We start from the raw sequence: 23,942 nt of genomic DNA on the forward strand, positions 1-23,942 counted from the left end.
CAGAGGGGAAAAATTAGACATGAATGAAGATCCAGTAAAAAGCATGATTGCAGAATTGGGTGCTCATCTTTCACAAAAAGAGCATTCAGATATAGTTCTAAACAATGGGAATGGTAAGCAGTTTCTCATTGCACCCTCAGAGTTTGTTGAAATAAAACCCATTGATTCACCTCGCAAGATTGCATTTGTAGATGGAGGGGACGGCCCACTAGAAGAGTCACCAAACTTTTTAATCACAATTAATCGGGTATACTTTTCATTGTTCCAGGGCAAAAAGAGAATAAAACCAAAAGCGAATCCTCGAGTCCAGTTTTTCTCGTGTGTAACATCAAACATTCAAACCGTTAACGGTAAAAAAATAGTCAGTTACGATACAAAACTATTCCCTCACACTACTGAAGATAAAAAATATCTCCCAGTAGAGTCTGATCTGACTTCAAACACTGAAAGCGCCACGGTACTACAAGGTTCAAGATTGAATTCATTGGGCAGACGATTTGCTGAATGGCAATTGGCAATTCATGTAGTGGAATCAGAACTAGAAAAAGGAGACATGCTAGTTATGGACGGCTCTCTGCAGACCAGTTTCAAAAACGAGATAAAGTATGCAAACAAACTGTACGATTTGGCAATTAGTAAGGGAGTGATCGTGTGTGGTTTGGCAAAGACAAGTCGATTAATCACAGAGTCTGGCCATCCATTATTAGCGCGAGTTGCAGAGATTGCAGAAGATGTTCCATTTGGAAAATGGCATGTCAAGGTAGCTGAAGAGATATCCTCTGATGACAGAGGTTTCATGCTTGCTGTAAAGTTTCATGAAAAATCAAGATACGTGTTTAGATTTGAGATACTGCGAGAACAGTTTTCTTTAATGACTCCTGATGAATTAAATTCAGTTCTTGGCAGTTTGGTTGAGAATTCTCAGGATGTAGCCATGATTGGTTATCCATATGGGGCAATTGATGCAGACAGATTTGCTCAAGTCAGGCGTGATGAACTGGGAATGTATCAAGGGTTCATTCTATCTGAGAAGCTTCGAGATCCCATTTGGAAGAGACTGCAAAAATATTCTGCCAGCTTGTCTGCACATGACACACTAAACGGAGTGACCAGCTGATGGATGAGATTTCCATAGTAGGTCAGGTAGTAGGAGGAAGCTTTGGAGATATTGTAATTCGCCAAAAATCCGGAACCAACCTGGAGATTGGGGATTTGATGGTCTCTGAAGAGAACGGTTCATTTTTGATTTTGCAGGTGTTTGCATTGGAGTATGGCTCTCAAATACAAGACAAGATGCAGCAGATGATGTCCGGTGTTAATTTGGAGCAGGGAATAGTTGATGCAAATTTCTATGAACCAGAATTTGTAAACTATGTTCTAGCTAGAATCAAACCACTAGCACGAGTGTACAAAGAAAATAATGACGTAAAGATTCCAAAATCATTACCTTCGTTTTTTAACAAGTTACGATTAATTAGCAAAGATGATTTAAAATTTCTGCAAAAGGAGAAAGACTCTATCTTTGTAGGATATATCAGAAGTGGAAGCAAAATAATTAAGGAAGCCGAAGTTTGGTTGCCAGCAGAAGATGTGTTTTCGCATCACGTGTTAATTCCTGCAACTACAGGCCGTGGAAAATCAAATTTGGTAAAAACAATTCTCTGGCATGTGCTAGATACAAACAAGGTTGGCGCGTTGGTGTTAGATGCACATGACGAATACTTTGGGAGAAACGGAGTAGGACTCAAGGACCATCCAAGGGCCAAAGAGAACATGGTGTATTATACTCCGTCAAATCCACCAGTCGGCGCAAACAGATTGACAATCAATTTGCAATCAATCAGGCCGGAGCACTTTGAGGGAATTGTAGATTTTTCTGATCCTCAATTCCAGGCAATCAGAACTGCACACAGACAGCACAGGGCAAACTGGATTCGGGAATTGATGATTACCAATGTTGCATCAATTGAGAACAGTGGGGACACAAGACGACAGGGAGAGTTTGCAGTTGGTACGATGATGGTGGTTCAGCGCAAATTACGCCTGATTTTGAGCCTAGAAGTAGATGAAGAGCAGGTAATCGTATCAAGACACGAGGTCTTTGACAGTACGACAAAGGGACTCAACACAGTAGATGATATCGTACGAGACATAGAGCAAGGCAAAGTCGTAGTTTTGGATACGTCACGATTAGGGGATGAGGCAGAGTTGTTGGTCGGAAACATCATTGCATCCAAACTATTGCAGAAATACAAGGATGCCAAAGCTTCAGGAGAACTAGATAGAAAGCCGGTAGCTACCATAGTCATTGAAGAAGCACCACGTGTCATCGGTGTGGATGTGTTGACATCAAGAAATGACAACATCTATTCCACCATAGCCAAAGAAGGACGCAAGTTCAAAGTCGGACTAACTGCAATTACACAATTGAGCAGTGTCATTCCAAAAACAATTCTAGCTAACATGAATACAAAGATAATTTTGGGAAACGAGATGAAGCAGGAAAGAGAGGCAATCATAGCTTCTGCCTCCCAGGATTTATCCGAAGATGACAAAAACATTGCAAGCTTGGATAAAGGCGAGGCAATCATTACCAGTATATTTGTGCCATTTGCAATGCCAATCAAAGTTCCTTTGTTTGAGGATATAGTGAAAAACAGAAAAAGTACAGCAAGCACTGGCAAAACAAAGGTGTTTTAGTTTTGTTATTTGCGCATTTGTCTGATATTCACCTAGGTTTTCAAAAACACGAATCATTGCAAAAGATAGAGCAACATGTATTTGAAAAAATAATGGATGAATGCATTTCTCGCAAAGTAGATTTTATTTTAATCCCAGGAGATTTGTTTCATGTAAACATTCCAGAGATGAGAGTTCAGAAATTTGCATTTAAAAAATTTCGTGAAGTGTATGATGCAGGAATTCCAATATACGTAGTTTATGGGAGTCATGATTTTTCACCAGTGTCTAACTCGGTAATTGATCTGCTATCTGAAATAGGATACATTACCAAAGTGACCAGAGCAACAAGCAATGAGAATGATACCATATCTTTGGATTTTTTAATTGATGAGAAGACTGGCGCCAAAATTGCAGGACTGTCCGGACTCAAAGTAGGAAAGGACAGGGAATGGTATGAGAAACTAGACAGGGGTTCTTTGGAGGCAGAATCGGGCTTTAAGATATTCCTGTTTCACGGGGGAGTCTCTGAAATGAAGGCTGATTCAGGCATGGATGGGGACCATATGCCGCTTTCTTTACTGCCCAAGGGATTCTCATATTATGCAGGAGGACACATGCACAAATGGAATCACCAATCATTTGAGGGATATCCTAATGTCGTATATCCTGGAACTCCTTTTGCAGGGTACCATGCAGATCTGGAAGATAATGCAAATGGGCAAAGACGCGGATTTGCCCTAGTAGAGTTTGATGATGTAGTAAAGTCTGTCGAGTTTGTAGAGATTCAAAACACATCGTATGAAATCATTGAAGTTAATGCGGATAACAGAAAAGCTGATTCCATCAATCAGGAACTGGTAGAGAAAACAAAAGACATTGATCCTGCAAACAAGGTTGTAATTATTAAGGTCAGAGGAGAGTTGACTTCAGGCAAGACTGCGGACGTAGATATTTCTACAATCAGAGATAGTTTGAATGAACGCAATGCAATGGTAGTTAATGTAAGCAAGAACGGACTAACATCAAAGGAATATTCCATTACAGAAGCAAAGGGGAATAACAAAGAAGAGATTGAGACGAACGTATTTTCAGAAAACATCGGGCAATTACGTTTTGATCATGCAGAGTTGTTAGGTGATAATGGAATCAAACTTGCAAAAAAGTTACTGCAAGAATTGGGACAGCCCATCTTAGTCAATGAAAAGAAAAACGAGTACGTTCCAAGGATTCGCAACAACGCCCTGGCAATTTTAGGATTAGATAAAGATGATTCTTAATAGTATCATTATTGATAACATTCGAAGTTACGAACACGAAGAAGTAGAGTTTCCTCGCGGAATATCTCTGTTTGAAGGAGATATCGGTTCAGGAAAATCAACAGTACTCATGTCAATTGAATTTGCATTGTTTGGTTTAGGATCTCAGAAAGCAGAGGCACTGCTTTCAAAAAAATATGATTCAGGATCAGTGATTTTGGATTTTTCAGTTGATGGTGAAAGATATGAAATCAAAAGAACCTTGATGAGAAAGAAATCAGCCATTAACCAGGATCCAAAAAATTCCTGGATAAAGATTGCAGGTGAGAAAGAACTGCTATCACCATCGGAACTAAAACAGCGAGTGCTGCAGATTTTAAAATTCAACGAGCCTGCAGACCCCAAGGCTGAGAGCAAAATCTTCAGATATGCCATATTTACGCCCCAGGAAGCCATGAAGGAGGTGCTTTTTGACTCTGCAAAAAGACTGGAGACAATTCGCAAAGCATTTGGAATTGAAGATTACAGCATCGCGCATTCCAATGCACGTGAAGTGCTTTCTGAGATAAGGACCAAAGCTGCAGTTTTGCAGGTAAAATTCAGCGACATTTCTGAATTGGAATCCCAGATTAACGAATCAAAGAAAATGATTTCTGAAATCAATGAAGAGATGTCTAAAAAACAAAAAGAATCAAAGAATCTCCAATCACAAGAAGAAAAGAACAATGATGAACTGAGAAAACTGCGAGCTAAAAACAATGAGAAGATAAAACTTGAATCAAGAAAAGAAAACCTGGAAGAAAAGATCGAATCTGGAAAAGAACGAATTGAGAACATAGAGAAGGACTTTGAATCATTTGAGATTGAATTAAGAAACAACAATGAAAAGATGGAGAAATTAATTGAGATAAAAAAGCCAGACACTACAAAGAGCATTACTCAATTAACAACAGAGATTAAAAAATTCCAGGAAACAAACAACGAATTGATCAAACTAGAATCTGAGAAAGATAGCATTACATCAGACATTACAAGACTGAAAGAGAATTTAGGGGACAAGATAGACTCTGATAAAGAATCCATTCAAAACACATTAGACGATCTAGTTCAAGAAAAAGAATCATTAGAAAAATTTGCTGAGGAGATTAAAGAAAAACTGGACAAAGTAAAAGACAGCAGAGTTCAAAAGGAAACCCTAAAGAATTCATTAGAGAAAGAAATTGAAACATTTACAGCATTGGGAAATGCATGCCCGACTTGCAAGCAAGAGATTACTGATTTACACCATCACAATCTAGTTGATGAAAAGAAGAAAGAAGTAGATGCATTAACTCTAGAATTGAAATCAATTACTGATTCTTTTTTTGAATCAAACTCAAAATCCAAAGAGATTCAAACAAAGATAGAATCGTATGAAAAAGAGATTCAACAAATACAGAGAACCATTCCAGGAATTGAAGAATACCACAGGAAAACAACACTGATATCGCAAATTGAGGCTAAAATTAATAGATTAAAAGAGAGTTTCTCAGAGTTTGAAGGAAATAATCCCGTAGAATACCTAACAGAAGTCAAAGACAGCCTGACTATCTACGAGAATGCAACGGAGCAAATGAAACAGATAGTGGAGGCAAAACAAAAAGTCGAGAAACTAATTTCAAATTATCAAAGAGAAATAGAATTAACTGAATCGCAAATTACTCAAAGGGAGTCAGAACTAAAAGAAATTCAATTGGAACTAGAATCATTTGGGAATTTAGACAAGGAAATCTCTGGCAAAGAAGAAGAACTGGGTTCGCTTCGAAATGAGATTTCAAGAATTTCAAATACCATTGCGGCATCTCAAGAGAAATCAAACAATGAATCCCAAAAAATCGAGCAAAACAAACTCAAAATAAACGAATCCAAAAAATGGGAAGTAAGATACAAGAAATTTGTCCAGTTCCAGGAATGGTTAGAGGTGTTTTTCATTCCAACAATATCTCAGATTGAAAAGCAGGTGTTACTATCCATATTGCAAAATTTCAACGAGACATATTCCAGATGGTACTCCATTCTGGTTGAAGATCCTACCAAAGAATCACGAATTGATGAGAACTTTACACCGATTGTAAATCAGGACGGATATGATCAAGAAGTGGGATTTTTGTCAGGCGGGGAAAAGACAAGCATTGCATTGGCATACAGGTTGACTCTGAATTCCCTGATGAGGAAAGAGACAGAGTCCATGAAATCCAACTTGTTGATTTTAGACGAGCCCACAGATGGGTTTTCCAAGAATCAGTTGGGAAAGGTAAGAGAGGTATTAGATGAGCTCAAATCAGAGCAGATAGTGCTTGTTTCCCACGAAAAAGAACTTGAGGGGTATGTAGATAACATTTTTCAGATTTCAAAAAGCGATGGAATATCAAAGATTGTAAGAATGAACTAGTCAGAATTATTAATTTATGAAAAACAGGTACCCATTGCTTGTCCACATAACATCAAGGTATGTGTTGTGAAAAAAGATAATGATGATCAAACATGGGAAAAAGTTTTGGAAATGGCTGGGCCAAAACCAAAAAAATCTTCTTAGTTTAAAAAAATCTACAATTCCACACTGGTCTTGAGATAAATTCTGTCATTTTCTATGACAAATACAATTTTGTCGCCTTCACTCCATTTCTGTGATCTTCTGACTTCCTTAGGAATTGTTACTTGAAATTTGTGGCTGATGGTACTCATGCCTAGTATCTCTTTTTTTGATTTGTCACTCAATACAATGCGCCTTACTTGTAAAGAAAGTAGGTAAAGTTGATTAAGTAGGCCAAAGAAAGTAAAGAAATCTTTGCAAGTAAAGGAGTTTTGAGGTTGAGAAATAAAGCATGTTAATCAATAAGGGAACAATTGTATTCGGATTGCTATCTGTTTCACTTTTAATAATTCCAGCATTTGCAGAATCACAAATACTCCCAACTGAGAAAGGAACACTAGCTGTTAAATTAACATATGATGAGATAGATCCAAACACTCAAACAAAAATAAATATTGATTTTATCAATCCTCACACACAAAAAATCCAGGCGCATATTGATTACACTGTGTCAGTTTCAAAAGATGGCGAGACGGTATTTGGTCCAATTCCATTAACACATGCATCATTAGGTTCTGTAAAGATTCCAATTGAATTCAATCTTGGTGAAGGAGTATACACTATGAATTTTAATATTGAAGGAATTTTATTCCAGCCAATCCCGGCAGAAGATGTTTCTTTTGATATAGTGGTTAAGAATTCTTTGGACTCACCAAATGATTCCATCTTACCACAATCAAAGGAATCTGAAATAGATTCAGATAATTCGCCGTTTTCTTCCAGAGAAGATGCATTGCCCGTGGTAGATACAACAGTCGAATCAATCCCTCTGCAATTTGATATCTTTGGTGGTGAGAGGTCTGCAGTATTGCCAGAATTAAGTGGGGAGGAAAAAGCTGAAGAAATTGTCGAATTGTACTATTCAGATTCTTTTGCTTATCTGGATCTTAACAACAATGACTTTCAGATTATTGCAGACTTGCTCAACAAGTATGTTTCTAAGATAAAAGAAGAAGTTCCTAAAGAAGTAATTGCCAGTCCTGCATATCTTTCATCAGATGTAGATTTGATTGATGATATTCTTGAAAAAGCTGAACTGAAAGAAGAGTTTTATTCAGAATATGTAAAGGCATTGAAAGATATTGCTAAAAACAAATTAGAATTATTAGATTCCCTTGAAACAGAAAAGAAAAATGAGATTAATGAATTAGAACTTGATGACACCTTAAAAGAAGATTACATTTCAAGAATTTCCAAAATAACAGATATTCAGAAAAAGAGCTTTGCATCTAAAATGGCAGAAATCATTACTCCTTTGGAAGAAAAATCAAAGCCAAATTCTGCCCAAAATAAAATCAAAGATGAAATTTTGAGTCAACCTGAAGGCGGAGGCTGCCTTATTGCAACTGCAGCATACGGTTCTGAACTTGCTCCCCAGGTACAGCAATTGAGAGAGATTAGAGACAATCAATTACTAAACACAGAATCGGGTACAAATTTCATGGAATCGTTCAATCAATTCTACTATTCGTTTTCACCAGTAATTGCTGATTACGAGCGTGAAAATCCATTATTCAAAGAAGCAGTAAGGATTGCAATCACTCCGATGATTAGTTCACTATCTGTCTTGAATTATGTAAATGTGGATTCAGAAATTGAAGTTTTGGGATATGGGCTATCCCTGATCATACTTAATGTGGGAATGTACTTTGTAGCACCTGCAATTATCCTTATGGGCATCATAAAACGATTTTAAATCAAAAACTCTGCAGCATTTTTTCCATCTTCTGTAATGTTAATCCATCTAGTTCGTCCGATCTTTTCTACTTTGATAAACTTCCACTGGTTCTCCAATGTATTGATGATGTTTTTATCTAAACTTGCAAATGTTGCCTGACTTTGATTTTCCGCATTGACCACAATCAGTTTTTCTTCTTTGGCAAGGCGAGCCATCTCTTTTTTAGAAATCCTGCCGCCCTTTTCTGAGATAATTCTTAATGCATCAATGTGTTTTTTGTCTGGCCTTTTGATTTCATAGGTTGGAACGTCTTGAATATCTTTTATCCCGGTAGATATTGCTTTGCCTGAAAAGACAAGATAGTCTTTTGCCTCTACATAAAATGGATGAATGTTTTTTTCATCATTGAACATCATGCATGCCATCATGCATGCAATTGCTTGAATTTTACTTCCTGCCGCCAAATTAACATAAATGATGTTTCCTTTTTCTTTTTCAATAATTTCTTTTACAGATTTGATTATCTTGAAGAGGTCGAGTCTGTCATGATACTCCCTAACTACTTCGATGTTTTGTTTTTGTAATTGTTTTGATATTTTTTCATAAAACGTGATTGCCTTGTCAATACTAGGATTTTCATGAACTAGTAGGCAGACCTTGTCTGCTTTCATCTTCTTTGCAGGCAAGACGATTCTGTCAATTTCATAGCCTACAGGAGCAATATGCACACGCAAGTTTGTCAGTTTAGCCATGATAGTATCTACAGTATGCATACTATGGTCATGATATATAATAATTTTGCAACTCAAGATAATTCATGAAATCAATCACACTATTGCACAAAAGCCATCAAGTGGGGGGAGAGCCCACACTCTCTACCTTTTTCCCAAGAATAATTCGAGAGTTTGATGATAATGATGAACCAATGATGTATGGGGAAAAATATTAGATGATTTATTCTAAAAGAAGATCAAGCATCAATTAGGAGAAAATGTTTAACATTCAAAAAATCAAAGAAAAAAAGATGGACATAACCCGTGAACAAAAAAGATATCGTAAACCAAGTCTTTTTAATTTAAAAGAGGAACTTTAGGAAAAGCGCCAATTTTTGACACCAAGAAGATCTTCTTCAAAGTACCAACCGACTTTACAGAATCTGCTCTTGACAATAAAACATAACTCTATTTTATCAAAAACAGTTTTACAATTGTGCGATGTAATTAAGGTGATAGTTTAGATGCATAATCTGCTAGTTCTTTATCACATGCACTTTTTCTTTTCTCGAAATCCTTAATTTCCTCATCATTCACATATCCGCGCATCTCAGCAAATCGTATAATTTCATAAATCCGCGTTCCATCAAGAGGACTATGTTTCTGAAAACCAGGAATCCCGCATATTTCCAGCCCCAGTGAATCCATTTTCATAAGAATAAGTTTAGCCTGACTCAGATCACATTTTTTCAGTTTTAATATTTCAAATGTGAGTTCATTTCTAGAGTAATTGGGATGAGGATAACCCTCCTTTAGGCATATCAGATAATGGATAATGTTGTGGATTGTGTCATCTGAGGGAAGTTGCATTTCACCCTCAGATGACGAATTATCCACATCTAGGAATTTTAGAGCAATTCTGGTAATTCTGTCCTCAAAACTCATGACATGATCCATTTTTCTTCCTAGTTACATCCTCTAATTTTTCAATTCTTTCTGCGAGTTTTGATTCCTCTTGTTTGAGAAGATTGTTCAGTTTGTCTGACAGATAACCTATGTTGGTGGCAATTTTAATTGCAGTTTCGTCATCCGTGGTTTTCTCAAAACGTTCTGCTTGTCGTATGATGATTCTCCGTAACAACTTTCCATATGTTGCACGATTCTTCCAGCTAGCAGGCATCGTTGTACTCCTTTTTTGGTATGCATTTGTTCCTAGTTAGGAGCAAAAACGGTGATGTTGCTGTCATTGTAATGCACCTATCTCGTGGAACCCTACTGACAAATCCGGATTCCAACACTCCCAATACAGAATCCCTGGTAGTATGTGTGATATTTATGGTCATTAACAGAATAACGGTCACTATAAATATATACATTTAACACCTAATATGTGCCTCTAAGACCCACATCATACCTAAAAAATAGTTTGGATATTCTGCTAGCGATATTGGAACATGGAGAAAAGATACTACGTGGAAAGAAAACAATAGGACATGGTCTCCTTGAAGCAGATTTTGACAAGAATAATGTACCCGGAACAAGAGAGATCATGCGTTCAAGAAGTGAACCGTTTCTAGAATCAAAATACATCAAAATGCTGAGGGCAAAAGGTAAAAAATCAAAAGGATATTATTCGATTACTTCCTTGGGATTGGTGTTTCTATTTCAAAACAAAATTGAGATCACGGAAACAATTTTCAAGAAAACTATCACAAACTTACAATTTTTTATCAGACATAATCAAAAGAACTCAACTAGATTAGAATATGATCCAATTCTTGATTTTAAATTAATAGAAAAACAACTCAAGGAAATAGATAAGAAATTATTGTTTCAAATTCTCAGGAATGTTTTCAATCAAATAGAAATTAAAAAGGATGCTGACAAAATAAAAATTAATTTGAATTACATGGTGGATGAAGAAATTTTTTCGATTACAAAGAGATTTGTCATAAAGAATAAAAAAATCTATGAGAAAGAGACAGAAATTACTGAGGAGGAGTTTGGCCACTATGTGGCGTTATTTGTTTTATTATCGTTTCACCACGCATTGGTCGTACATTTTATCAGGGAGGAGGACAAAAAAATGTTTGAATCGTTTAACATAGACCTGTTAAAAGAGATAAGTGACTTTAATAGTTCCAGATTAAGTGATATGTCCCACAGATTTACGGATTACATTAATGTTCAGAGAAACATAGATGAAAGATTGAAGATTATTTAGTTTTTAATAATCATTAGTGTTAATCGAATATGGATCAGACTAGATTTTAATTACTGTGTGGTCATTGTCAGTATCTTTCTTTTCTCGGAATGACATTTCTGATTCCACCTTGTGGTTCAGCAACATCACCGTTCCTCCGCGGAATCAGATGAATGTGACAATGCATTATTGTCTGCCCAGCATCTTTTCCAATGTTTATTCCAACATTAAATCCTGTTACTGTTTTGTCTTTTTCAAGAATTTTTCTTTTGGTCATGTTGTTCTCACTATTGCAATTATTTTATTAAAAATTATGATGTCTTTTGAATTTATCCGATTCTTCCTTTGAGAATAATTTTCTCGTCGGTTCCAGAAGGTGTAGACCTGTCGATGTATCTGATTTCATAGCTGTCTCCAATGTGGATGACTTTGCCATCTAATTCTCTTGGAATCTTGATCTTCACCTCAAATGTGCTTGTATTGGGGCCTGTCTCAATCAGATAGCTGGAGTTTGCGTCAAATCTTGGATTTGCTAGAGTGGTTCTGATTCCTCCATCCCCTCTGTATTCAAGAGAACTTAGTGGAATCTTGTCTTCGTCTTTGGAGTCTCTATTTGCATCAGGCTCGTAAATTCTTATGGTGAATTCATGGCCAATTCGCGAACCTCCTCCAGACGATTCTACTTTGGCAAACGTCTTTGTCAATGGAACTGACTTGACCAGGATTCTCTGCTCTCCTGAATAGTCTGATTCATCCAAGTATTTTATCAGAACAATGTCGTCTTGACTCAGAGGTCTTCCATTTATCGTATCTGGCAGTTCCAATTTGATGTAAAATTCACCGGTGTCTGGTCCTGTCTCAATCATGTTTTTTGGACCGTTAATGGGAATTCCGTTAATCGTAAATTCAAACAATCCCTGAATGGGAACAACCTCTATTCCACTATGTGCCGTATTCAGGTCCTGATCAGTGATATAGAAATTCACCACTGACATGCTTGATGCGGGAACTGTCTGCATCTCTTTTTCTGATGCCGTAACTGATTGGATGTCTTTTTGCAAATCTGAAAAATTTATCGGGATAAATAACATTCCTGCTTTTTTCATCCTCTCTGCAGTATCCGGTTTTACACAAGCAGCATCTCCGTTTGTTCTGATTACTAGTTCTAATCCCGCTTTACAAATTACGTCTGCGGCTGGAATTCCTTGCTCCATCTGTTTTCTGGGAGATTCCACGTCTCCAAATGATGGTTGAATCATAAGAAATACACTGCAAATAATTGCTGCATAAACTAAATTCATTATTTTTTTTGTATTTCTTTACATAAATAATTTGATAACAAGTTGTACTCTTCAGAAAACCACATCTGAGAATTTGCCGTTTTATTATATCTGATAAAATCTATTGATTTTTGAATGATTCGCTTTGTATTCCTGCTTCTTTTGGTTGTTCCTGCCAACTATGCATTTGCAGAACACATCTTCAACCCTGAGGCACATGCTCAATATCTTGATATCTCTCAGTTGGAATCTGAAAAAGTTACGTTTGATTTTGATGGAAAATCTTATGACATTTACTATGGTTATCACGGAAGTCTTGATGCCATGGGATCCGATGACCCACTTCCAATATTATCCTCTATGAACATCAACGAGGAAAGAAAGTCAATTGAAATTATCATGGAAGACGTCCCTGAGAAAACCGATTTTTGGGTAAGAGTGCCACAAGACGTTCTTTATGCGGAAGGTGAAAAATTTACAGTTCTAGTCGATGGGGCTGATACTGGATATGACTTGATGAAATTTCCAAATGATTACGTGATTGGGTTTATCGTTTCAGAAAATACTAAAAACATTGAAGTCATTGGAACTAGAGTGATCCCGGAATTTGGGGCACTGACAATCCTGATTCTTGCAATATCCGTAATGGGAATAATTTACCTTGCTCGAAAGAATCCCATTCTGAGTGGTTGGACTAGAATTAATTAAGCGAAATATCCTCAAAAATCTGGTATCATTCAAAAAATGAATGTTGGTCTGTGAACAAACTTTTCATTTAATCTCTCAAGAATAACGGTTCAAACATCACGATTCTCATTTTACAACATATTTTGTGATTTTTTCAGATAACAAAACATTGCAAATATCCCAAGGCGTTACTAGCCAATCTTTGTACATAATACATGGATGTACCATATCGTACATCATCTTTGATAATTCATCAATTTTCAAATTATCTGATACAACTTTGGCTTCTTCCAGCTCTACGATATCTGCTGATTCATTTAGAAAGTCATCCGTTTCTGTTAAGTGCTTCATTTTCTCTGATATTGCCTCTATGATTAACCTGTCGCTAAGATACTTGTTGGTGCCTTCAAGCAAAATCTTTCTTGCTTTGTTATCAAACATTGAATTGATCAAATCGCCAAAAGTATCTCCTTTTCTGAATGTAACTAGTTTCTTTTTTGGCAAATCCTCAATGGTAAGATTCGTCCTACATTTCTTACCTATCTCCAGAACTTTCTGTGCAGAGATTGCAGAATAAAATCCCCATTCGTTAGGAATGATAGCATATGCTCTTCCTCTCTCTTTCCAAAAATTCATCAAATCTTTGTACTTTGTATCTTTGGATACTGTAACTAGATTTGGCTCCATTATGTCTTCAACATTGGTTCCATAGAACAAACTCGAAGTAGGATTCTTTAACAGATTTGCCATTATTTCCTTACCTCCAATTGTTCCTATTGGATTTTCTTTTTCATCTCTTACAATAATTGAATCCGTGGCTGACTCCAAATATTGCACCAGCATTCCAGTGACAACCCATACTTCTGTTCCTTTGTTGGTGTGGATACATAGTGACCACGTTAATCTCTCAGGCAGTAATTCTCCTAGTGTTCTTTCTGCTATGGGAATGTTTTGTGACATACAACTAGTTTGATTTTATTGCATAAAGCAGCCATATTCAATTCTCAAAAATGATAAGATGTGTATGATTATTTTGACAAATACATAACATAAAATGAATTAGCTGTATTCCTTGATTTTCTAACATAATAATCAAGAATCTGTTAAAATACCATTTTTACGTATTTCAAGTGAGAACAAATGGGATCTGTAAACAAAGAAGGAATTATGGAATTGACATTAGGACAACTATTTCCAGATACCTTAACTGATACAAATTGTGTGTTTGTAGATAAAGACAGAGAGATTTGGGTATCTACTGAAATGTGTGCTCAATATTTGGAATCTACAATAGATGCACTTGTAGTTCAAGATGATGGAAAATCCATAGGACTTGTAGGTGGGTACGACATTTTAGATTTTTTGCGAAAAAATCCTACACGCGATTCTCAATATCAACACACAACCCAAGAAATTATGTTCAAGGACGTCCCTCAAGTTACTAGCCAAACTAAATTCAAAGATCTAATGGATACTTGGAAAAATAGCCGAAGAGCATTTGCAGTTATACAAAATAAGTCTGGAAGTTATTCTCCGGTTTCTGCAAGAAAAATGCTTGAGGTGGGAAAAAAATACAAAACTGATCTTTCGATATCTTCAATGCCAAAAAAGAAGATTATTACATTTCAAGGAGACGAACCATTAAGAGAAATACTTGATCTAATGTTTAACAACAAAACACGAAAATTATTACTGGGGACCTCAAACCAATTTATCAGTGATAGAACAATTCTTGAAGGACTCTCACGAATTTTAAAGTTCCAAAAAGATATTGATAACTTGCTGGATGTCCCAATTAACAAATTCACATTTGATCACATCAAAGTTCTTACTGAAGATCTTCCATTTGACAAACTTTGTTCAGTGATGAACAGAATGGAACATCCTTATGTAATTTACAAGGACATCGTTGTCAGTCCCTGGGATATTTGTTTGGCTCTATCATCTGAAGATTTGCAGAAATCTGAAGTCAGACTTGAAATGACAAAAAAATGTCCTCATTGCGGCAAGGATGTAAACTTCTAACAATGGTAAAAACCCCTGATTCTATTTGTGATTTTATTGGGAGTCCAGAATTTTTGTTGTGGGTACCGTAAGCGGAAACAATTTTGCAAATCTGTCTCTTAGATTTTCTTCAAAGTTGAGGTAGCCAAAGTTCACTAAAACTATTTTGGCGTGCAAAACAAACATCCTTGGTAAACCTTGGTAGATTCTAGTCGTAATGCGGAAAATAATACCTGATTTTTTTAGATTAATTAAGTGACTCTTCCCTAGTATTATTAATTGAAAAGAATAGGTCTGTTGGGTTGTGGTGCAATTGGAACCCAGATTGCTCATGCAATTGACACAGGTAAAATTCCAGGAGTTCTGACTCACATTTATGATAACTCAAAAGATGCTGCCACTGAACTTGCATCAAAATTAAACAACAAGCCCTTGATTGTTGAAAATTCGCATCTCTTGTCTTCAAATCCAATTGACATTATTGTGGAAGCTGCATCCCAGGACGCAGTAAAAGATGTTGCATTGAGTGTATTGCAAAACAAGCGTGACTTGATGATCATGAGTGTTGGTGCTTTATTGGATGAATCAATTTATGATGTTTTATCAGATGCATGCAACCACTTTAAAAAAACAATCTATCTTCCATCCGGCGCAATTGCAGGACTGGATGGCTTAAAATCAGTCAAAGATGAATTGGAATCCTTGTCCCTCACAACAACCAAACATCCACGTTCCCTAAAAGGTGCAAAGTTTTTTGAAACTTCGGATATTAATTTAGATGCAATTGACTCATCAACAATAATTTTTGAAGGAACTGCCAAAGAAGCTGTGTCTATGTTTCCTGCAAACATCAATGTCGCTGCTCTTTTATCATTATGTGGAATAGGAAGTGAAAAAACAATTGTAAAAATCATTGCAGATCCCAATACTGACAAAAACACACATCACATTGAAGCTAAAGGAAAATTTGGAAAAATGACCTTTACCATTGAAAATTTCCCTGATCCTAGCAATCCAAAAACCAGCAGGTTGGCAATTTTGTCTGCAATTGAAACTCTGAGAAAATACTGCTCTGATGATATTCAGATTGGCACCTAATGTGGCAATAATTGCCACATTAGCTATATTTTCAGAGAATTACGGTCTACTTCCCATTCTTTAAATTCTCACAAACTCAAATTTCGTGGTCTATGTTAGTCCAACAGTCATCCCAACTCAAAGATGAGATTTTGAGACTCAAGAAGGAAAAAAATGTGGTAATTTTAGCTCACAACTACCAAATTCCTGACGTACAGGATGTTGCAGACTTTGTTGGTGACTCTCTGGGTCTATCACGACAAGCAGCAAACGTGGATCAAAAAATAATTCTGTTTTGCGGTGTAAATTTTATGGCAGAAACCGCAGCAATAATCAGTCCTGACAAAAAAGTACTGCTTCCTGATTTAGATGCTGGATGTTCCTTGTCTGATTCTATCACTGTTGATGAACTGCGTAACTGGAAAAACCAACATCCAAATGCCATTGCAGTAGGATATGTCAATACCACTGCAGAGATTAAAGCAGAGCTTGACTATTGCTGTACTTCATCGAATGCCGTTAATGTGGTAAAGTCCATTCCTGAAGAAAAAGAGATTTTGTTTCTGCCTGACATGTTTCTTGGATCTTATGTCGCAAAAATGACTGGAAGAAAAAATATGCATATCTGGGCAGGCGAATGCCATGTGCATGCAGGTATTAGGCCTGAAGACGTATCTGAAAAATTAGACTCTATGAAGGATGCCGAATTTATCATTCATCCAGAATGCAGTTGTACAACACCAATGATGTATGACGTTGCAGATGGAAGCTTTGATGACAAAAAAGTCTCAATTCTCTCAACAGAAGGAATGCTGAATCATGTAAACAAATCAAAATCAAAAAACTTTGTTGTTGCAACTGAAACCGGTATCTTGTATAGGATGAGACAGCAAAATCCTGGAAAAACATTTGTTCCTGCATCTGAGAAAGCTGAATGTCAATACATGAAGATGATTACTCTTGAAAAAGTATATGATGCACTAATTAATGAAAAAAACATCGTCACTGTTCCAAAAGAGATTGCAGATAAGGCTCGTTTAGCAATTAATAGAATGCTTGAAATCAGCTAAACTGTGTGATATTTTTGGTTGGATTATTCACTCCAAAAGATCCTCAAAAGAAAAAAAATATTGAAAAACTTAAAGAGATCAAAAAATTAGTTAAAGAAAAAAAATACGATGCTGCATTAAAATCCGGCACAGAATATCTGCACAAAGTTCCACATCATCATGATCTTTTGTTTACTTTGGGTGGCATTTACTATTTGCAAAAAAAGTACAAAACCGCAATAACTTATTTTGAGCGAGCACTTGAAATTGGTTCTTATGACATTGAAGTTTTATTACTGAAAGCGTATTCTCACCAAAAATTAGGTGAAAATAAAAGATCTATTCAATGTTGTGAAAAGATTCAAGAAATTAACCCCAAAAACAAAGCAGTTATTGCATTATTGGAAGAACTGAATCATTAAATTTCTAAACTCACATCAATTCCTTTAACCGAATTCGTTATGCTTCCAACCGATATGATGTCCACTCCTGTTTTTCCATACTTTTCGATATTTTTGGAATTGATTCCGCCTGATGCCTCCAGCATTACTTTGTTTCGTAATTTCTGATTTTTTAGCTCTTGAATTGTCTTCTTGATTTGTACTGGTGAGAAATTATCTAGCATGATTATTGTTGCTCCTTCTTTTGCTGCAAGAATTGCATCAAAAGTATTTTCAACTTCAACCTCAAATTTCTTGTATCTCTTCTTTGTTTTTTTAATTAACGATTCCAATGACCCCTCAATTGCAATGTGATTGTCTTTTATCATCACCATTTCATCTAGTCTGAGTCTGTGTTTTCTACCCCCTCCAATCTCTACTGCCTCTTTATCAAAATATCTTAGTCCTGGGGCTGTCTTTCTTGTTGCATACAATTTTACATTTTTTGGAATCTTCTTTACAAGATCATTTGTTTGAGTTGCAATTCCGCTCATTCTTGTAATGAGATTTAACACAGTTCTCTCACACGCTAGAATCTTGCCAGCATCTCCTGAAATGATCATTATTGCTTGATTGGGTTTAATTTTTGAGCCGTCTTTTCTCAGAATTTTTGCATTACATCCTTTTAATCTGAAAATCTCTTTTGCATGTGATGCTCCTCCTATTACGGCATTCTCCCTTGAAATTATTTTGGCTGTGATCTTTTTTTTTGATAACAGAGAACTTGTAATGTCTCCTGTACCGATATCTTCAGCAAGAAACTGTGACAACTGTTTTTTGGAATTAAATGACAACATTATTGTTAAAACGCTAATGTGATTTTAAAGATTTAGAAATTTTTTATGTTACTTTGATTGCATACTTGCCCTTTTGGGTAATGCCTAAAGTTTTTGAAATCTCTGAATTAGTTGGATCAACTACAAGTACTATTCCACTCCAATCTGGTGTCAAATCTGATGATTTACAACCGGGACAGACTTTACCTGTGGTAACAAACTTGCATTTTCTGCATGCCATCTCTCGTGCCATTCTAACTTGCCTCTACTTCAGCTTCTTTTGCTGGTTTGTCTGAACCTCCACCAGCTTTCTTTATCTCTTCTGCAATCCAATCATCTGCACCAAGGAATGGTTGTCTGCAAGTAATTCCAATCTTGCCCATTGCGGCAGCTTTGCCTAATGATACTGCAGTAATTCTTGCACGCAGTGTAGAACCAACTTTTAGTGTTCTTCCACTTTGATTAGCTAAAATCATTCCAGATTTTACATCGCTCTTTAGGTAATCATCCATAACTTGTGATAAATGAAGCAATGCATCAGTTGGACCAATTCTTACAAATGCTCCAAAGTCTGTAATGTCTACAATTTCTCCCTGAACAATTTCTTGTAATTTTGGATAAAATGTCAATGCCTCAAATTGAACCTTATGGAATGTTCCACCGTCGCCTGCAATCATTTTTCCCATTTCGTCAACTTTGGCATCTAAAATCATAATGATGTAACCTAAATCTGCATTAATCATACTCTCGTACTTTTCTTTGAGTATGTTCACTGCCGCCTTTTTGAGTGTGGTTCCAAACAAGCTAGGGGGAATCCTAACAACATCAACTAGGGTGGATATAGAAAACAACTGTGTATTTTCCTTGAATTTCAATTTATGAATGTTTAGGTATTTTAGGCTTGAATTTCCAAAGATTTTGCTAATTTTTCAAATAAATGACAATTTTTTTTGTAATCTAACTTATAGTTGCGAGCTGTAGTTCACGTTTAAATAAAGTGAACTGACTTTTTGACACAATGGTTGGAATAGATCAAGTCCTTGAAAAACTTAGCACTGTCATTGATCCTGATTTGAAAAAAGACATTGTATCAATGGGCATGATTAAAGATTTGGAACTAAATGATGGTGATTTGAAATTTACTTTGGAACTAACGACTCCTGCATGTCCATTCAATGTCGAAATTGAGGATGATGTGAGAAAGGTAATTGGTGAAATAACTGATTTGAAAAATTTTGATTTGAAGGTAACTGCCAAAGTAATGGAAGGTCGTTCACTTGATGCTGATACTGGAATGGCAACTGTCAAAAATATCATTGGTGTTGCAAGTGGCAAGGGTGGAGTTGGAAAATCAACTGTTTCTCTGAATTTAGCATTAGCTTTATCTGAATCAGGAGCTAAAGTTGGATTGTTAGATGCTGATATCTACGGTCCTAGCATTCCACTGATGTTGGGAATGAAGGATGGATTCATGGAAGTAGAAGACAACAAACTCCAACCTGCAGACTCTAATGGATTAAAAGTTGTTTCTTTTGGTTTCTTTGCAGACCAGTCTAATCAAGCAGCAATTTACCGTGGTCCAATCATTTCTGGAATACTGAAACAATTTTTAGTTGATACTAATTGGTCTGACTTAGACTATCTTATTGTAGATCTTCCACCGGGTACTGGTGACATTCCACTAACTCTTGCACAAACAATTCCTATTACTGGAATTCTTGTTGTCACTACTCCCCAAGATGTAGCAAGCAACGTTGCAGTCAAAGCTGTATCCATGTTTGAAAAACTAAACGTTCCAATCATTGGCGTAGTTGAAAACATGAGTTACTTTCTCTGTCCAAATTGCAATGACAAACATTACATCTTTGGTGAAGGCGGTGCAAAGAAAATTAGCGAACAATTCAACATGCCTTTCCTGGGCGAGATTCCATTAAACTCTGGAATCATGGCAGGTTCTGATTTGGGAAAACCAATTATGATTACAAATCCTGATTCTCCAAGTGCTCTGGCTTTTAGAAAGAGTGCAAAAAATATTGCAGCACAATGCAGTATTCTTGCAGCAAAGTTACAAGATGAGATGGCATCTGAAAGTTCTAGTGAAGAGTCATCTCCTGAGGCAAGTACTGTATAGTCACGATTAATGTGAAATTATCTGAATCTCTACGAGACCAATTGAAAGTTCCTTTAGGATTACTTTTACCTGAAAGCCAAGCTGACAAAACAAATATTCAAAAACATCTTCCAGAGAATTCCTACATTATCACCGTTGGTGATAGGACAACTGAAAAAATGATTGAGTTTGGTCTGATTCCTTCTTTGCAAATAATTGACAATTTGGAAAAAAGGAAAAAAAGAGAACCTCCCAAGTTGGAATCTGCAATTGAATTGACAGTTGATAATCCTCCTGCAGAAATCACATCAAACAGCATGGATGTAATTAAAAAAGCCTTTACAATGAAAACTCCAATACGATTAACTGTAAACGGTGAAGAAGATCTTCTGGTCTTACCAGTCTGTATTTATGCTCCTGAAAATGCAACTGTTCTGTACGGTCAACCAAATGAAGGACTAGTTATAGTCAAGATTACCCCAGAAATTAGAAATAAAGCACAATCATTACTTGATTCAATGGAATAATTGGGGTATGATGAGACGGTGGCTGTATGATTGATGATTACTCTACTAAACCTTCTGACCCTATTAATTCATATTTTTAAAGAATCAAAATACACCAAACTTCTCACAACAATTGACATTTCAAGATAAACGCAAATTGTTGTAGAAAAAACAATGAAACTTGATCCTGAATTACGATTACAAATATTAGAAAAAGTTGGAATCTACTCAAACCGTTTCTCTATTCCAGAACCTAGAATTCTATTGTCCACAAAAGAAGTTCTTGATGCTCCAAAGGAAATGACTGAAGGCAGACGTACATCTGCATACAAGTATTATGGGGTATCTTACCTTCAGCATAATTTAGTATTCATAAATGTGAGAAAAATTCCTGATGAGAAAACTCTTGAAAACACTCTTGTCCATGAATTAATCCATATGAGATTTCCATATCTTGCTCATGGCAAAAGATTCAACAAATTAGTAAGACAAGGGCTTGGAGGCAAAACATTTTTGCCTTATCGAAAAAGAAACAAGATCTCTGCTATTTGATTTATATTTCCAGACTTTGGCAAGCTGGGTATAACATGGAAATATCGGGGATTCTGCCTTTTGCTGCCGGCATTGCATCATTTTTAGTCGCTGGAGGTTTGGTTGCATGGATCTCCAAACAACCAACAGGAACAAAAGAAATGATGGATATCTCCAATGCTGTCAAAGAAGGCGCAGCAGCATTTCTAAAAAGAGAGATGAAAATTATCATTCCTGTTGCTATAGGATTATCAGTAATTATTGGCGCTTTTCTTCAACCTTCAAACGGATTGGCATTTGCAGTAGGTGCTACCTTGTCTGCAGTTGCCGGAGTTATTTCATTAAAAATCACAGTCAAAGCAGCAGTTAGAGCTGCCCATCTAAGTAGCAGTGGACTAGGAAAAACATTTGCCATGGCATTTAGAGGCGGTGCTACAGTTGGTCTAGCAGTTCCAGCAATGGCCCTTTTAGCAATTACTGGTCTTTATGTGATGTTTCCAGATCCAATCACAATTGCAGGTGTAGGTATTGGCGCAAGTCTCATAGCACTATTCATTAGAATTGGCGGTGGTATTTTCACAAAAGCTGCAGATATGGGCGCTGACTTGGTAGGAAAAGTTGAAGCAAATATTCCTGAAGATGATCCACGAAATCCTGCAACAATTGCAGATAATGTAGGAGATAATGTGGGAGATGCCGCTGGAATGGGGTCTGATGTTTATGAATCTTATATTGTTACAATTCTTGCAGCGCTACTTATTGCAGCATTAATTGGCGCACCAAACTTTTTCCTTTATCCAATTTTAATTGGTTCTTCAGGAATGATTGCATCTATCATCGGTGTTGTAATTGTTGGCTCTAAGAATATTACTGATGTAATGAAACCGCTTAGCCGTTCATTTTATGTATCTGCAGCTATTGCAATTGCATTAAACTTTGTATTCATTACACAATTCATTGATGATTCCTCAACAGCTTATGCCCTGTTTGGCTCTACCGTGATTGGTGTAATTCTAGTTCCAATCATACAAAAAATTACTGATTTCTACACAAGTTACAAACAAAGCCCTGTAAAAGAAATTGCAGATTCTGCAAAATGGGGATATGCATCATTGACATTAATGGGCATTATCAAAGGAATGCAATCTACCGGACCATTTATGATTGCACTGGTTGTAGCGATTATTCTATCTTATAGCATTGCTTCTGCAGCTGCTCCTGAAGGCGCAGACCCAGTACTGTATGGAATTTTTGGAACTTCTTTGACTGCAATGGCAATGCTGAGTCTTGCTGGAATTGTTCTAAGTATTGATGCATTTGGACCAATTGCAGATAATGCTGGCGGAATTGTAGAGATGACTGGAATGGGCGAGGAAAATCGTAAAGTCACTGATGAAATTGATGCAGTTGGAAATACCACAAAGGCAGTTACAAAGGGATTTGCCATTGCTAGTGCCGCATTAGCTGCTTTAGCTATGATTCAAGCGTTCCAATTTGAAGCATCTCATATCTTTGCAGGTATTTTGGTATTAGATTATAGTTTAACAAATCCGGCAATTATAGTTGGATTATTAATTGGTGGTCTGATTCCCTTTATCATTACAGGCCAACTCATTAACGGTGTATCAAGGGCTGCAGGAAAAATGGTTGATGAAGTAAGAAGGCAATTCAAAGCTGATTCTGGAATTCTTGCTGGAACATCAAAACCTGATTATGCTAAATGTGTAGACATAGCAACTGTTGCGTCAATTAAAGAACTATGGAAACCTGCAATTGTTGCAATTCTTGCACCAATAATTTTGGGAATTTTGTTAGGTCCAACTGCAGTCGCAGGGCTATTGATGGGTGCTGTTGTAACTGGAATCCTCTTGGCATATCACTTGGCAAACACTGGTGGTGCATGGGATAACGCAAAGAAACTGGTAGAAATGAGAGGAGAAAAAGGTTCTGAAATCCATAAAGTTGCAGTAGTTGGAGACATCATTGGTGATCCTTACAAAGACACTGCAGGACCTGCACTAAACACTGTGATCAAATTACTTAACACAATTGCTATAGTCTTTGTGTCTGCATTTGTTGCAATTCTTGCAATCTAATCTTCAACAATCAACGTCATATCTAACTCGTCAATTTGAGCTTGAATTGCCTTTTGCAAAGTTATACCGTGTATATCGCAGAATTTGAAATAATTATCTGCTGTCTGAAAGCATCCGCAAATCCATTTGGTTTTCTTGTCTCCTTCAACAGTCCACTTTGAATACTTGTGTTCTGACATGTTGTTTCTAAAATGATCAATCTAAAAAAGTCTTGTAGAAAAA

Annotated in this window: 27 protein-coding genes; 16 read left to right on the top strand and 11 right to left on the bottom strand. The window is 36.5% G+C overall.

All coding sequences use genetic code 11. The features are described 5' to 3' along the window. Positions 1-19: 19 nt before the first annotated feature. From K5783_RS00855 to K5783_RS00870, 4 genes are read left to right on the top strand one after another with little or no spacing between them, the layout of a single operon-like run. The gene (locus tag K5783_RS00855; RefSeq protein ID WP_297471693.1) at positions 20-1,117 is read left to right on the top strand and encodes a DNA double-strand break repair nuclease NurA; all 1,098 of its coding nucleotides are present in this window, start codon (positions 20-22) and stop codon (positions 1,115-1,117) included. Further along, positions 1,117-2,700: an ATP-binding protein gene (locus K5783_RS00860; RefSeq protein ID WP_297471694.1), complete on the top strand. Its 1,584-nt coding sequence runs from the start codon at positions 1,117-1,119 to the stop codon at positions 2,698-2,700. Before K5783_RS00855 ends, K5783_RS00860 begins: the two co-directional genes overlap by 1 nt. A 17-nt stretch (positions 2,701-2,717) precedes the next feature. Continuing rightward, on the top strand, positions 2,718-3,959 hold the full coding sequence (locus K5783_RS00865; protein ID WP_297471695.1) for a DNA repair exonuclease: 1,242 nt from the start codon (positions 2,718-2,720) through the stop codon (positions 3,957-3,959). Further along, the gene (locus K5783_RS00870) at positions 3,949-6,369 is read left to right on the top strand and encodes an SMC family ATPase (protein WP_297471696.1); all 2,421 of its coding nucleotides are present in this window, start codon (positions 3,949-3,951) and stop codon (positions 6,367-6,369) included. The genes K5783_RS00865 and K5783_RS00870 overlap by 11 nt, the downstream gene beginning before the upstream one ends. 155 nt (positions 6,370-6,524) lie before the next feature. Here K5783_RS00870 and K5783_RS00875 read toward each other — a convergent pair whose 3' ends face one another. Further along, positions 6,525-6,662 carry an AbrB/MazE/SpoVT family DNA-binding domain-containing protein gene (locus tag K5783_RS00875; RefSeq protein WP_297471697.1) on the bottom strand — a complete coding sequence of 46 codons (138 nt, stop codon included), beginning with the start codon at positions 6,660-6,662 and terminating at the stop codon, positions 6,525-6,527. Between the two features lie 140 nt (positions 6,663-6,802). On the opposite strand from K5783_RS00875, the gene K5783_RS00880 reads away from it, so the two are divergent. Next, positions 6,803-8,266, top strand: a complete 1,464-nt coding sequence (locus K5783_RS00880) for a CFI-box-CTERM domain-containing protein (RefSeq protein ID WP_297471698.1) — start codon at positions 6,803-6,805, stop codon at positions 8,264-8,266. Here K5783_RS00880 and K5783_RS00885 read toward each other — a convergent pair. After that, positions 8,263-9,000, bottom strand: a complete 738-nt coding sequence (locus tag K5783_RS00885; protein ID WP_297471699.1) for a DUF6293 family protein — start codon at positions 8,998-9,000, stop codon at positions 8,263-8,265. The genes K5783_RS00880 and K5783_RS00885 overlap by 4 nt on opposite strands. A 65-nt stretch (positions 9,001-9,065) precedes the next feature. On the opposite strand from K5783_RS00885, the gene K5783_RS00890 reads away from it, so the two are divergent. After that, on the top strand, positions 9,066-9,197 hold the full coding sequence (locus K5783_RS00890; protein ID WP_297471700.1) for a hypothetical protein: 132 nt from the start codon (positions 9,066-9,068) through the stop codon (positions 9,195-9,197). Positions 9,198-9,468: 271 nt separating this feature from the next. Here the strand turns inward: K5783_RS00890 and K5783_RS00895 are convergent, their stop codons facing one another. Then, the gene (locus K5783_RS00895) at positions 9,469-9,906 is read right to left on the bottom strand and encodes a hypothetical protein (protein WP_297471701.1); all 438 of its coding nucleotides are present in this window, start codon (positions 9,904-9,906) and stop codon (positions 9,469-9,471) included. After that, the gene (locus K5783_RS00900; RefSeq protein ID WP_297471702.1) at positions 9,896-10,141 is read right to left on the bottom strand and encodes a hypothetical protein; all 246 of its coding nucleotides are present in this window, start codon (positions 10,139-10,141) and stop codon (positions 9,896-9,898) included. The genes K5783_RS00895 and K5783_RS00900 overlap by 11 nt, the downstream gene beginning before the upstream one ends. 246 nt (positions 10,142-10,387) lie before the next feature. On the opposite strand from K5783_RS00900, the gene K5783_RS00905 reads away from it, so the two are divergent. Next, the gene (locus K5783_RS00905; protein ID WP_297471703.1) at positions 10,388-11,185 is read left to right on the top strand and encodes a hypothetical protein; all 798 of its coding nucleotides are present in this window, start codon (positions 10,388-10,390) and stop codon (positions 11,183-11,185) included. A gap of 67 nt (positions 11,186-11,252) precedes the next feature. Here the strand turns inward: K5783_RS00905 and K5783_RS00910 are convergent, their stop codons facing one another. Both K5783_RS00910 and K5783_RS00915 read right to left on the bottom strand, forming a co-directional pair. Then, a complete protein-coding gene (locus K5783_RS00910) occupies positions 11,253-11,441 on the bottom strand; it encodes an HIT domain-containing protein (RefSeq protein WP_297471704.1) in 189 nt (62 codons plus the stop codon). Between the two features lie 52 nt (positions 11,442-11,493). After that, positions 11,494-12,465: a hypothetical protein gene (locus tag K5783_RS00915; protein ID WP_297471705.1), complete on the bottom strand. Its 972-nt coding sequence runs from the start codon at positions 12,463-12,465 to the stop codon at positions 11,494-11,496. A 114-nt stretch (positions 12,466-12,579) separates the two neighbouring features. Between K5783_RS00915 and K5783_RS00920 the strand changes: the two genes are divergently transcribed. Next, positions 12,580-13,152 (top strand): PEFG-CTERM sorting domain-containing protein, encoded by a 573-nt coding sequence (locus K5783_RS00920; RefSeq protein WP_297471706.1) that lies wholly within the window; start codon positions 12,580-12,582, stop codon positions 13,150-13,152. A gap of 105 nt (positions 13,153-13,257) precedes the next feature. On the opposite strand, the gene K5783_RS00925 is transcribed toward K5783_RS00920, so the two are convergent. Continuing rightward, positions 13,258-14,091, bottom strand: a complete 834-nt coding sequence (locus K5783_RS00925) for a CBS domain-containing protein (RefSeq protein WP_297471707.1) — start codon at positions 14,089-14,091, stop codon at positions 13,258-13,260. A 180-nt stretch (positions 14,092-14,271) separates the two neighbouring features. On the opposite strand from K5783_RS00925, the gene K5783_RS00930 reads away from it, so the two are divergent. The 4 genes from K5783_RS00930 (at position 14,272) to K5783_RS00945 (ending at position 17,683) form a co-directional block, all read left to right on the top strand. Then, the gene (locus K5783_RS00930; protein WP_297471708.1) at positions 14,272-15,156 is read left to right on the top strand and encodes a CBS domain-containing protein; all 885 of its coding nucleotides are present in this window, start codon (positions 14,272-14,274) and stop codon (positions 15,154-15,156) included. 258 nt (positions 15,157-15,414) lie between these two features. Further along, positions 15,415-16,233 carry an aspartate dehydrogenase gene (locus K5783_RS00935; protein WP_297471709.1) on the top strand — a complete coding sequence of 273 codons (819 nt, stop codon included), beginning with the start codon at positions 15,415-15,417 and terminating at the stop codon, positions 16,231-16,233. A gap of 92 nt (positions 16,234-16,325) precedes the next feature. Then, positions 16,326-17,282: a quinolinate synthase NadA gene (nadA, locus tag K5783_RS00940; RefSeq protein WP_297471710.1), complete on the top strand. Its 957-nt coding sequence runs from the start codon at positions 16,326-16,328 to the stop codon at positions 17,280-17,282. Between the two features lie 5 nt (positions 17,283-17,287). Then, positions 17,288-17,683: a tetratricopeptide repeat protein gene (locus tag K5783_RS00945; protein WP_297471711.1), complete on the top strand. Its 396-nt coding sequence runs from the start codon at positions 17,288-17,290 to the stop codon at positions 17,681-17,683. Here K5783_RS00945 and nadC read toward each other — a convergent pair. The 3 genes from nadC to K5783_RS00960 are packed head-to-tail and all read right to left on the bottom strand — an operon-like array spanning position 17,680 to position 19,328. Then, entirely contained in the window at positions 17,680-18,498 is an 819-nt protein-coding gene (gene nadC, locus K5783_RS00950) for a carboxylating nicotinate-nucleotide diphosphorylase (RefSeq protein WP_297471712.1), read from the bottom strand. The genes K5783_RS00945 and nadC overlap by 4 nt on opposite strands. Positions 18,499-18,541: 43 nt before the next feature. Then, the gene (spt4, locus tag K5783_RS00955) at positions 18,542-18,730 is read right to left on the bottom strand and encodes a transcription elongation factor subunit Spt4 (RefSeq protein ID WP_109876714.1); all 189 of its coding nucleotides are present in this window, start codon (positions 18,728-18,730) and stop codon (positions 18,542-18,544) included. Between the two features lies 1 nt (position 18,731). Then, entirely contained in the window at positions 18,732-19,328 is a 597-nt protein-coding gene (locus K5783_RS00960) for a DNA-directed RNA polymerase (protein WP_109876900.1), read from the bottom strand. 167 nt (positions 19,329-19,495) lie between these two features. Here K5783_RS00960 and K5783_RS00965 point away from each other — a divergent pair, with 167 nt between their 5' ends. The 4 genes from K5783_RS00965 (at position 19,496) to K5783_RS00980 (ending at position 23,720) form a co-directional block, all read left to right on the top strand. Continuing rightward, entirely contained in the window at positions 19,496-20,608 is a 1,113-nt protein-coding gene (locus K5783_RS00965) for an Mrp/NBP35 family ATP-binding protein (RefSeq protein ID WP_297471713.1), read from the top strand. A gap of 41 nt (positions 20,609-20,649) precedes the next feature. Continuing rightward, positions 20,650-21,114, top strand: coding sequence for a GTP-dependent dephospho-CoA kinase family protein (locus tag K5783_RS00970; RefSeq protein ID WP_297471714.1), 465 nt, complete (start codon positions 20,650-20,652; stop codon positions 21,112-21,114). 153 nt (positions 21,115-21,267) lie between these two features. Beyond that, the gene (locus tag K5783_RS00975; RefSeq protein WP_109876712.1) at positions 21,268-21,645 is read left to right on the top strand and encodes a hypothetical protein; all 378 of its coding nucleotides are present in this window, start codon (positions 21,268-21,270) and stop codon (positions 21,643-21,645) included. 35 nt (positions 21,646-21,680) lie between these two features. Next, positions 21,681-23,720: a sodium-translocating pyrophosphatase gene (locus tag K5783_RS00980; RefSeq protein WP_297471715.1), complete on the top strand. Its 2,040-nt coding sequence runs from the start codon at positions 21,681-21,683 to the stop codon at positions 23,718-23,720. Here K5783_RS00980 and K5783_RS00985 read toward each other — a convergent pair. Next, positions 23,717-23,899 carry a hypothetical protein gene (locus K5783_RS00985; RefSeq protein ID WP_297471716.1) on the bottom strand — a complete coding sequence of 61 codons (183 nt, stop codon included), beginning with the start codon at positions 23,897-23,899 and terminating at the stop codon, positions 23,717-23,719. The two genes, K5783_RS00980 and K5783_RS00985, sit on opposite strands and share 4 nt — an antisense overlap. Positions 23,900-23,942 lie beyond the last annotated feature (43 nt).

The organism is Nitrosopumilus sp., assembly GCF_025699125.1.
Lineage (GTDB): Archaea > Thermoproteota > Nitrososphaeria > Nitrososphaerales > Nitrosopumilaceae > Nitrosopumilus.

Excerpts from the sequence above, each read along its gene's own strand:
- spt4 (WP_109876714.1), bottom strand. The coding sequence starts at position 18,730 with ATGGCACGAGAGATGGCATGCAGAAAATGCAAGTTTGTTACCACAGGT.
- K5783_RS00975 (WP_109876712.1), top strand. The coding sequence starts at position 21,268 with ATGAAACTTGATCCTGAATTACGATTACAAATATTAGAAAAAGTTGGA.
- K5783_RS00930 (WP_297471708.1), top strand. The coding sequence starts at position 14,272 with ATGGGATCTGTAAACAAAGAAGGAATTATGGAATTGACATTAGGACAA.
- nadC (WP_297471712.1), bottom strand. The coding sequence starts at position 18,498 with ATGTTGTCATTTAATTCCAAAAAACAGTTGTCACAGTTTCTTGCTGAA.
- K5783_RS00860 (WP_297471694.1), top strand. The coding sequence starts at position 1,117 with ATGGATGAGATTTCCATAGTAGGTCAGGTAGTAGGAGGAAGCTTTGGA.
- K5783_RS00890 (WP_297471700.1), top strand. The coding sequence starts at position 9,066 with ATGAAATCAATCACACTATTGCACAAAAGCCATCAAGTGGGGGGAGAG.
- K5783_RS00920 (WP_297471706.1), top strand. The coding sequence starts at position 12,580 with ATGATTCGCTTTGTATTCCTGCTTCTTTTGGTTGTTCCTGCCAACTAT.
- K5783_RS00870 (WP_297471696.1), top strand. The coding sequence starts at position 3,949 with ATGATTCTTAATAGTATCATTATTGATAACATTCGAAGTTACGAACAC.
- K5783_RS00875 (WP_297471697.1), bottom strand. The coding sequence starts at position 6,662 with ATGAGTACCATCAGCCACAAATTTCAAGTAACAATTCCTAAGGAAGTC.
- nadA (WP_297471710.1), top strand. The coding sequence starts at position 16,326 with ATGTTAGTCCAACAGTCATCCCAACTCAAAGATGAGATTTTGAGACTC.
- K5783_RS00855 (WP_297471693.1), top strand. The coding sequence starts at position 20 with ATGAATGAAGATCCAGTAAAAAGCATGATTGCAGAATTGGGTGCTCAT.
- K5783_RS00965 (WP_297471713.1), top strand. The coding sequence starts at position 19,496 with ATGGTTGGAATAGATCAAGTCCTTGAAAAACTTAGCACTGTCATTGAT.
- K5783_RS00910 (WP_297471704.1), bottom strand. The coding sequence starts at position 11,441 with ATGACCAAAAGAAAAATTCTTGAAAAAGACAAAACAGTAACAGGATTT.
- K5783_RS00885 (WP_297471699.1), bottom strand. The coding sequence starts at position 9,000 with ATGGCTAAACTGACAAACTTGCGTGTGCATATTGCTCCTGTAGGCTAT.
- K5783_RS00915 (WP_297471705.1), bottom strand. The coding sequence starts at position 12,465 with ATGAATTTAGTTTATGCAGCAATTATTTGCAGTGTATTTCTTATGATT.
- K5783_RS00980 (WP_297471715.1), top strand. The coding sequence starts at position 21,681 with ATGGAAATATCGGGGATTCTGCCTTTTGCTGCCGGCATTGCATCATTT.
- K5783_RS00925 (WP_297471707.1), bottom strand. The coding sequence starts at position 14,091 with ATGTCACAAAACATTCCCATAGCAGAAAGAACACTAGGAGAATTACTG.
- K5783_RS00900 (WP_297471702.1), bottom strand. The coding sequence starts at position 10,141 with ATGCCTGCTAGCTGGAAGAATCGTGCAACATATGGAAAGTTGTTACGG.
- K5783_RS00985 (WP_297471716.1), bottom strand. The coding sequence starts at position 23,899 with ATGTCAGAACACAAGTATTCAAAGTGGACTGTTGAAGGAGACAAGAAA.
- K5783_RS00880 (WP_297471698.1), top strand. The coding sequence starts at position 6,803 with ATGTTAATCAATAAGGGAACAATTGTATTCGGATTGCTATCTGTTTCA.
- K5783_RS00895 (WP_297471701.1), bottom strand. The coding sequence starts at position 9,906 with ATGAGTTTTGAGGACAGAATTACCAGAATTGCTCTAAAATTCCTAGAT.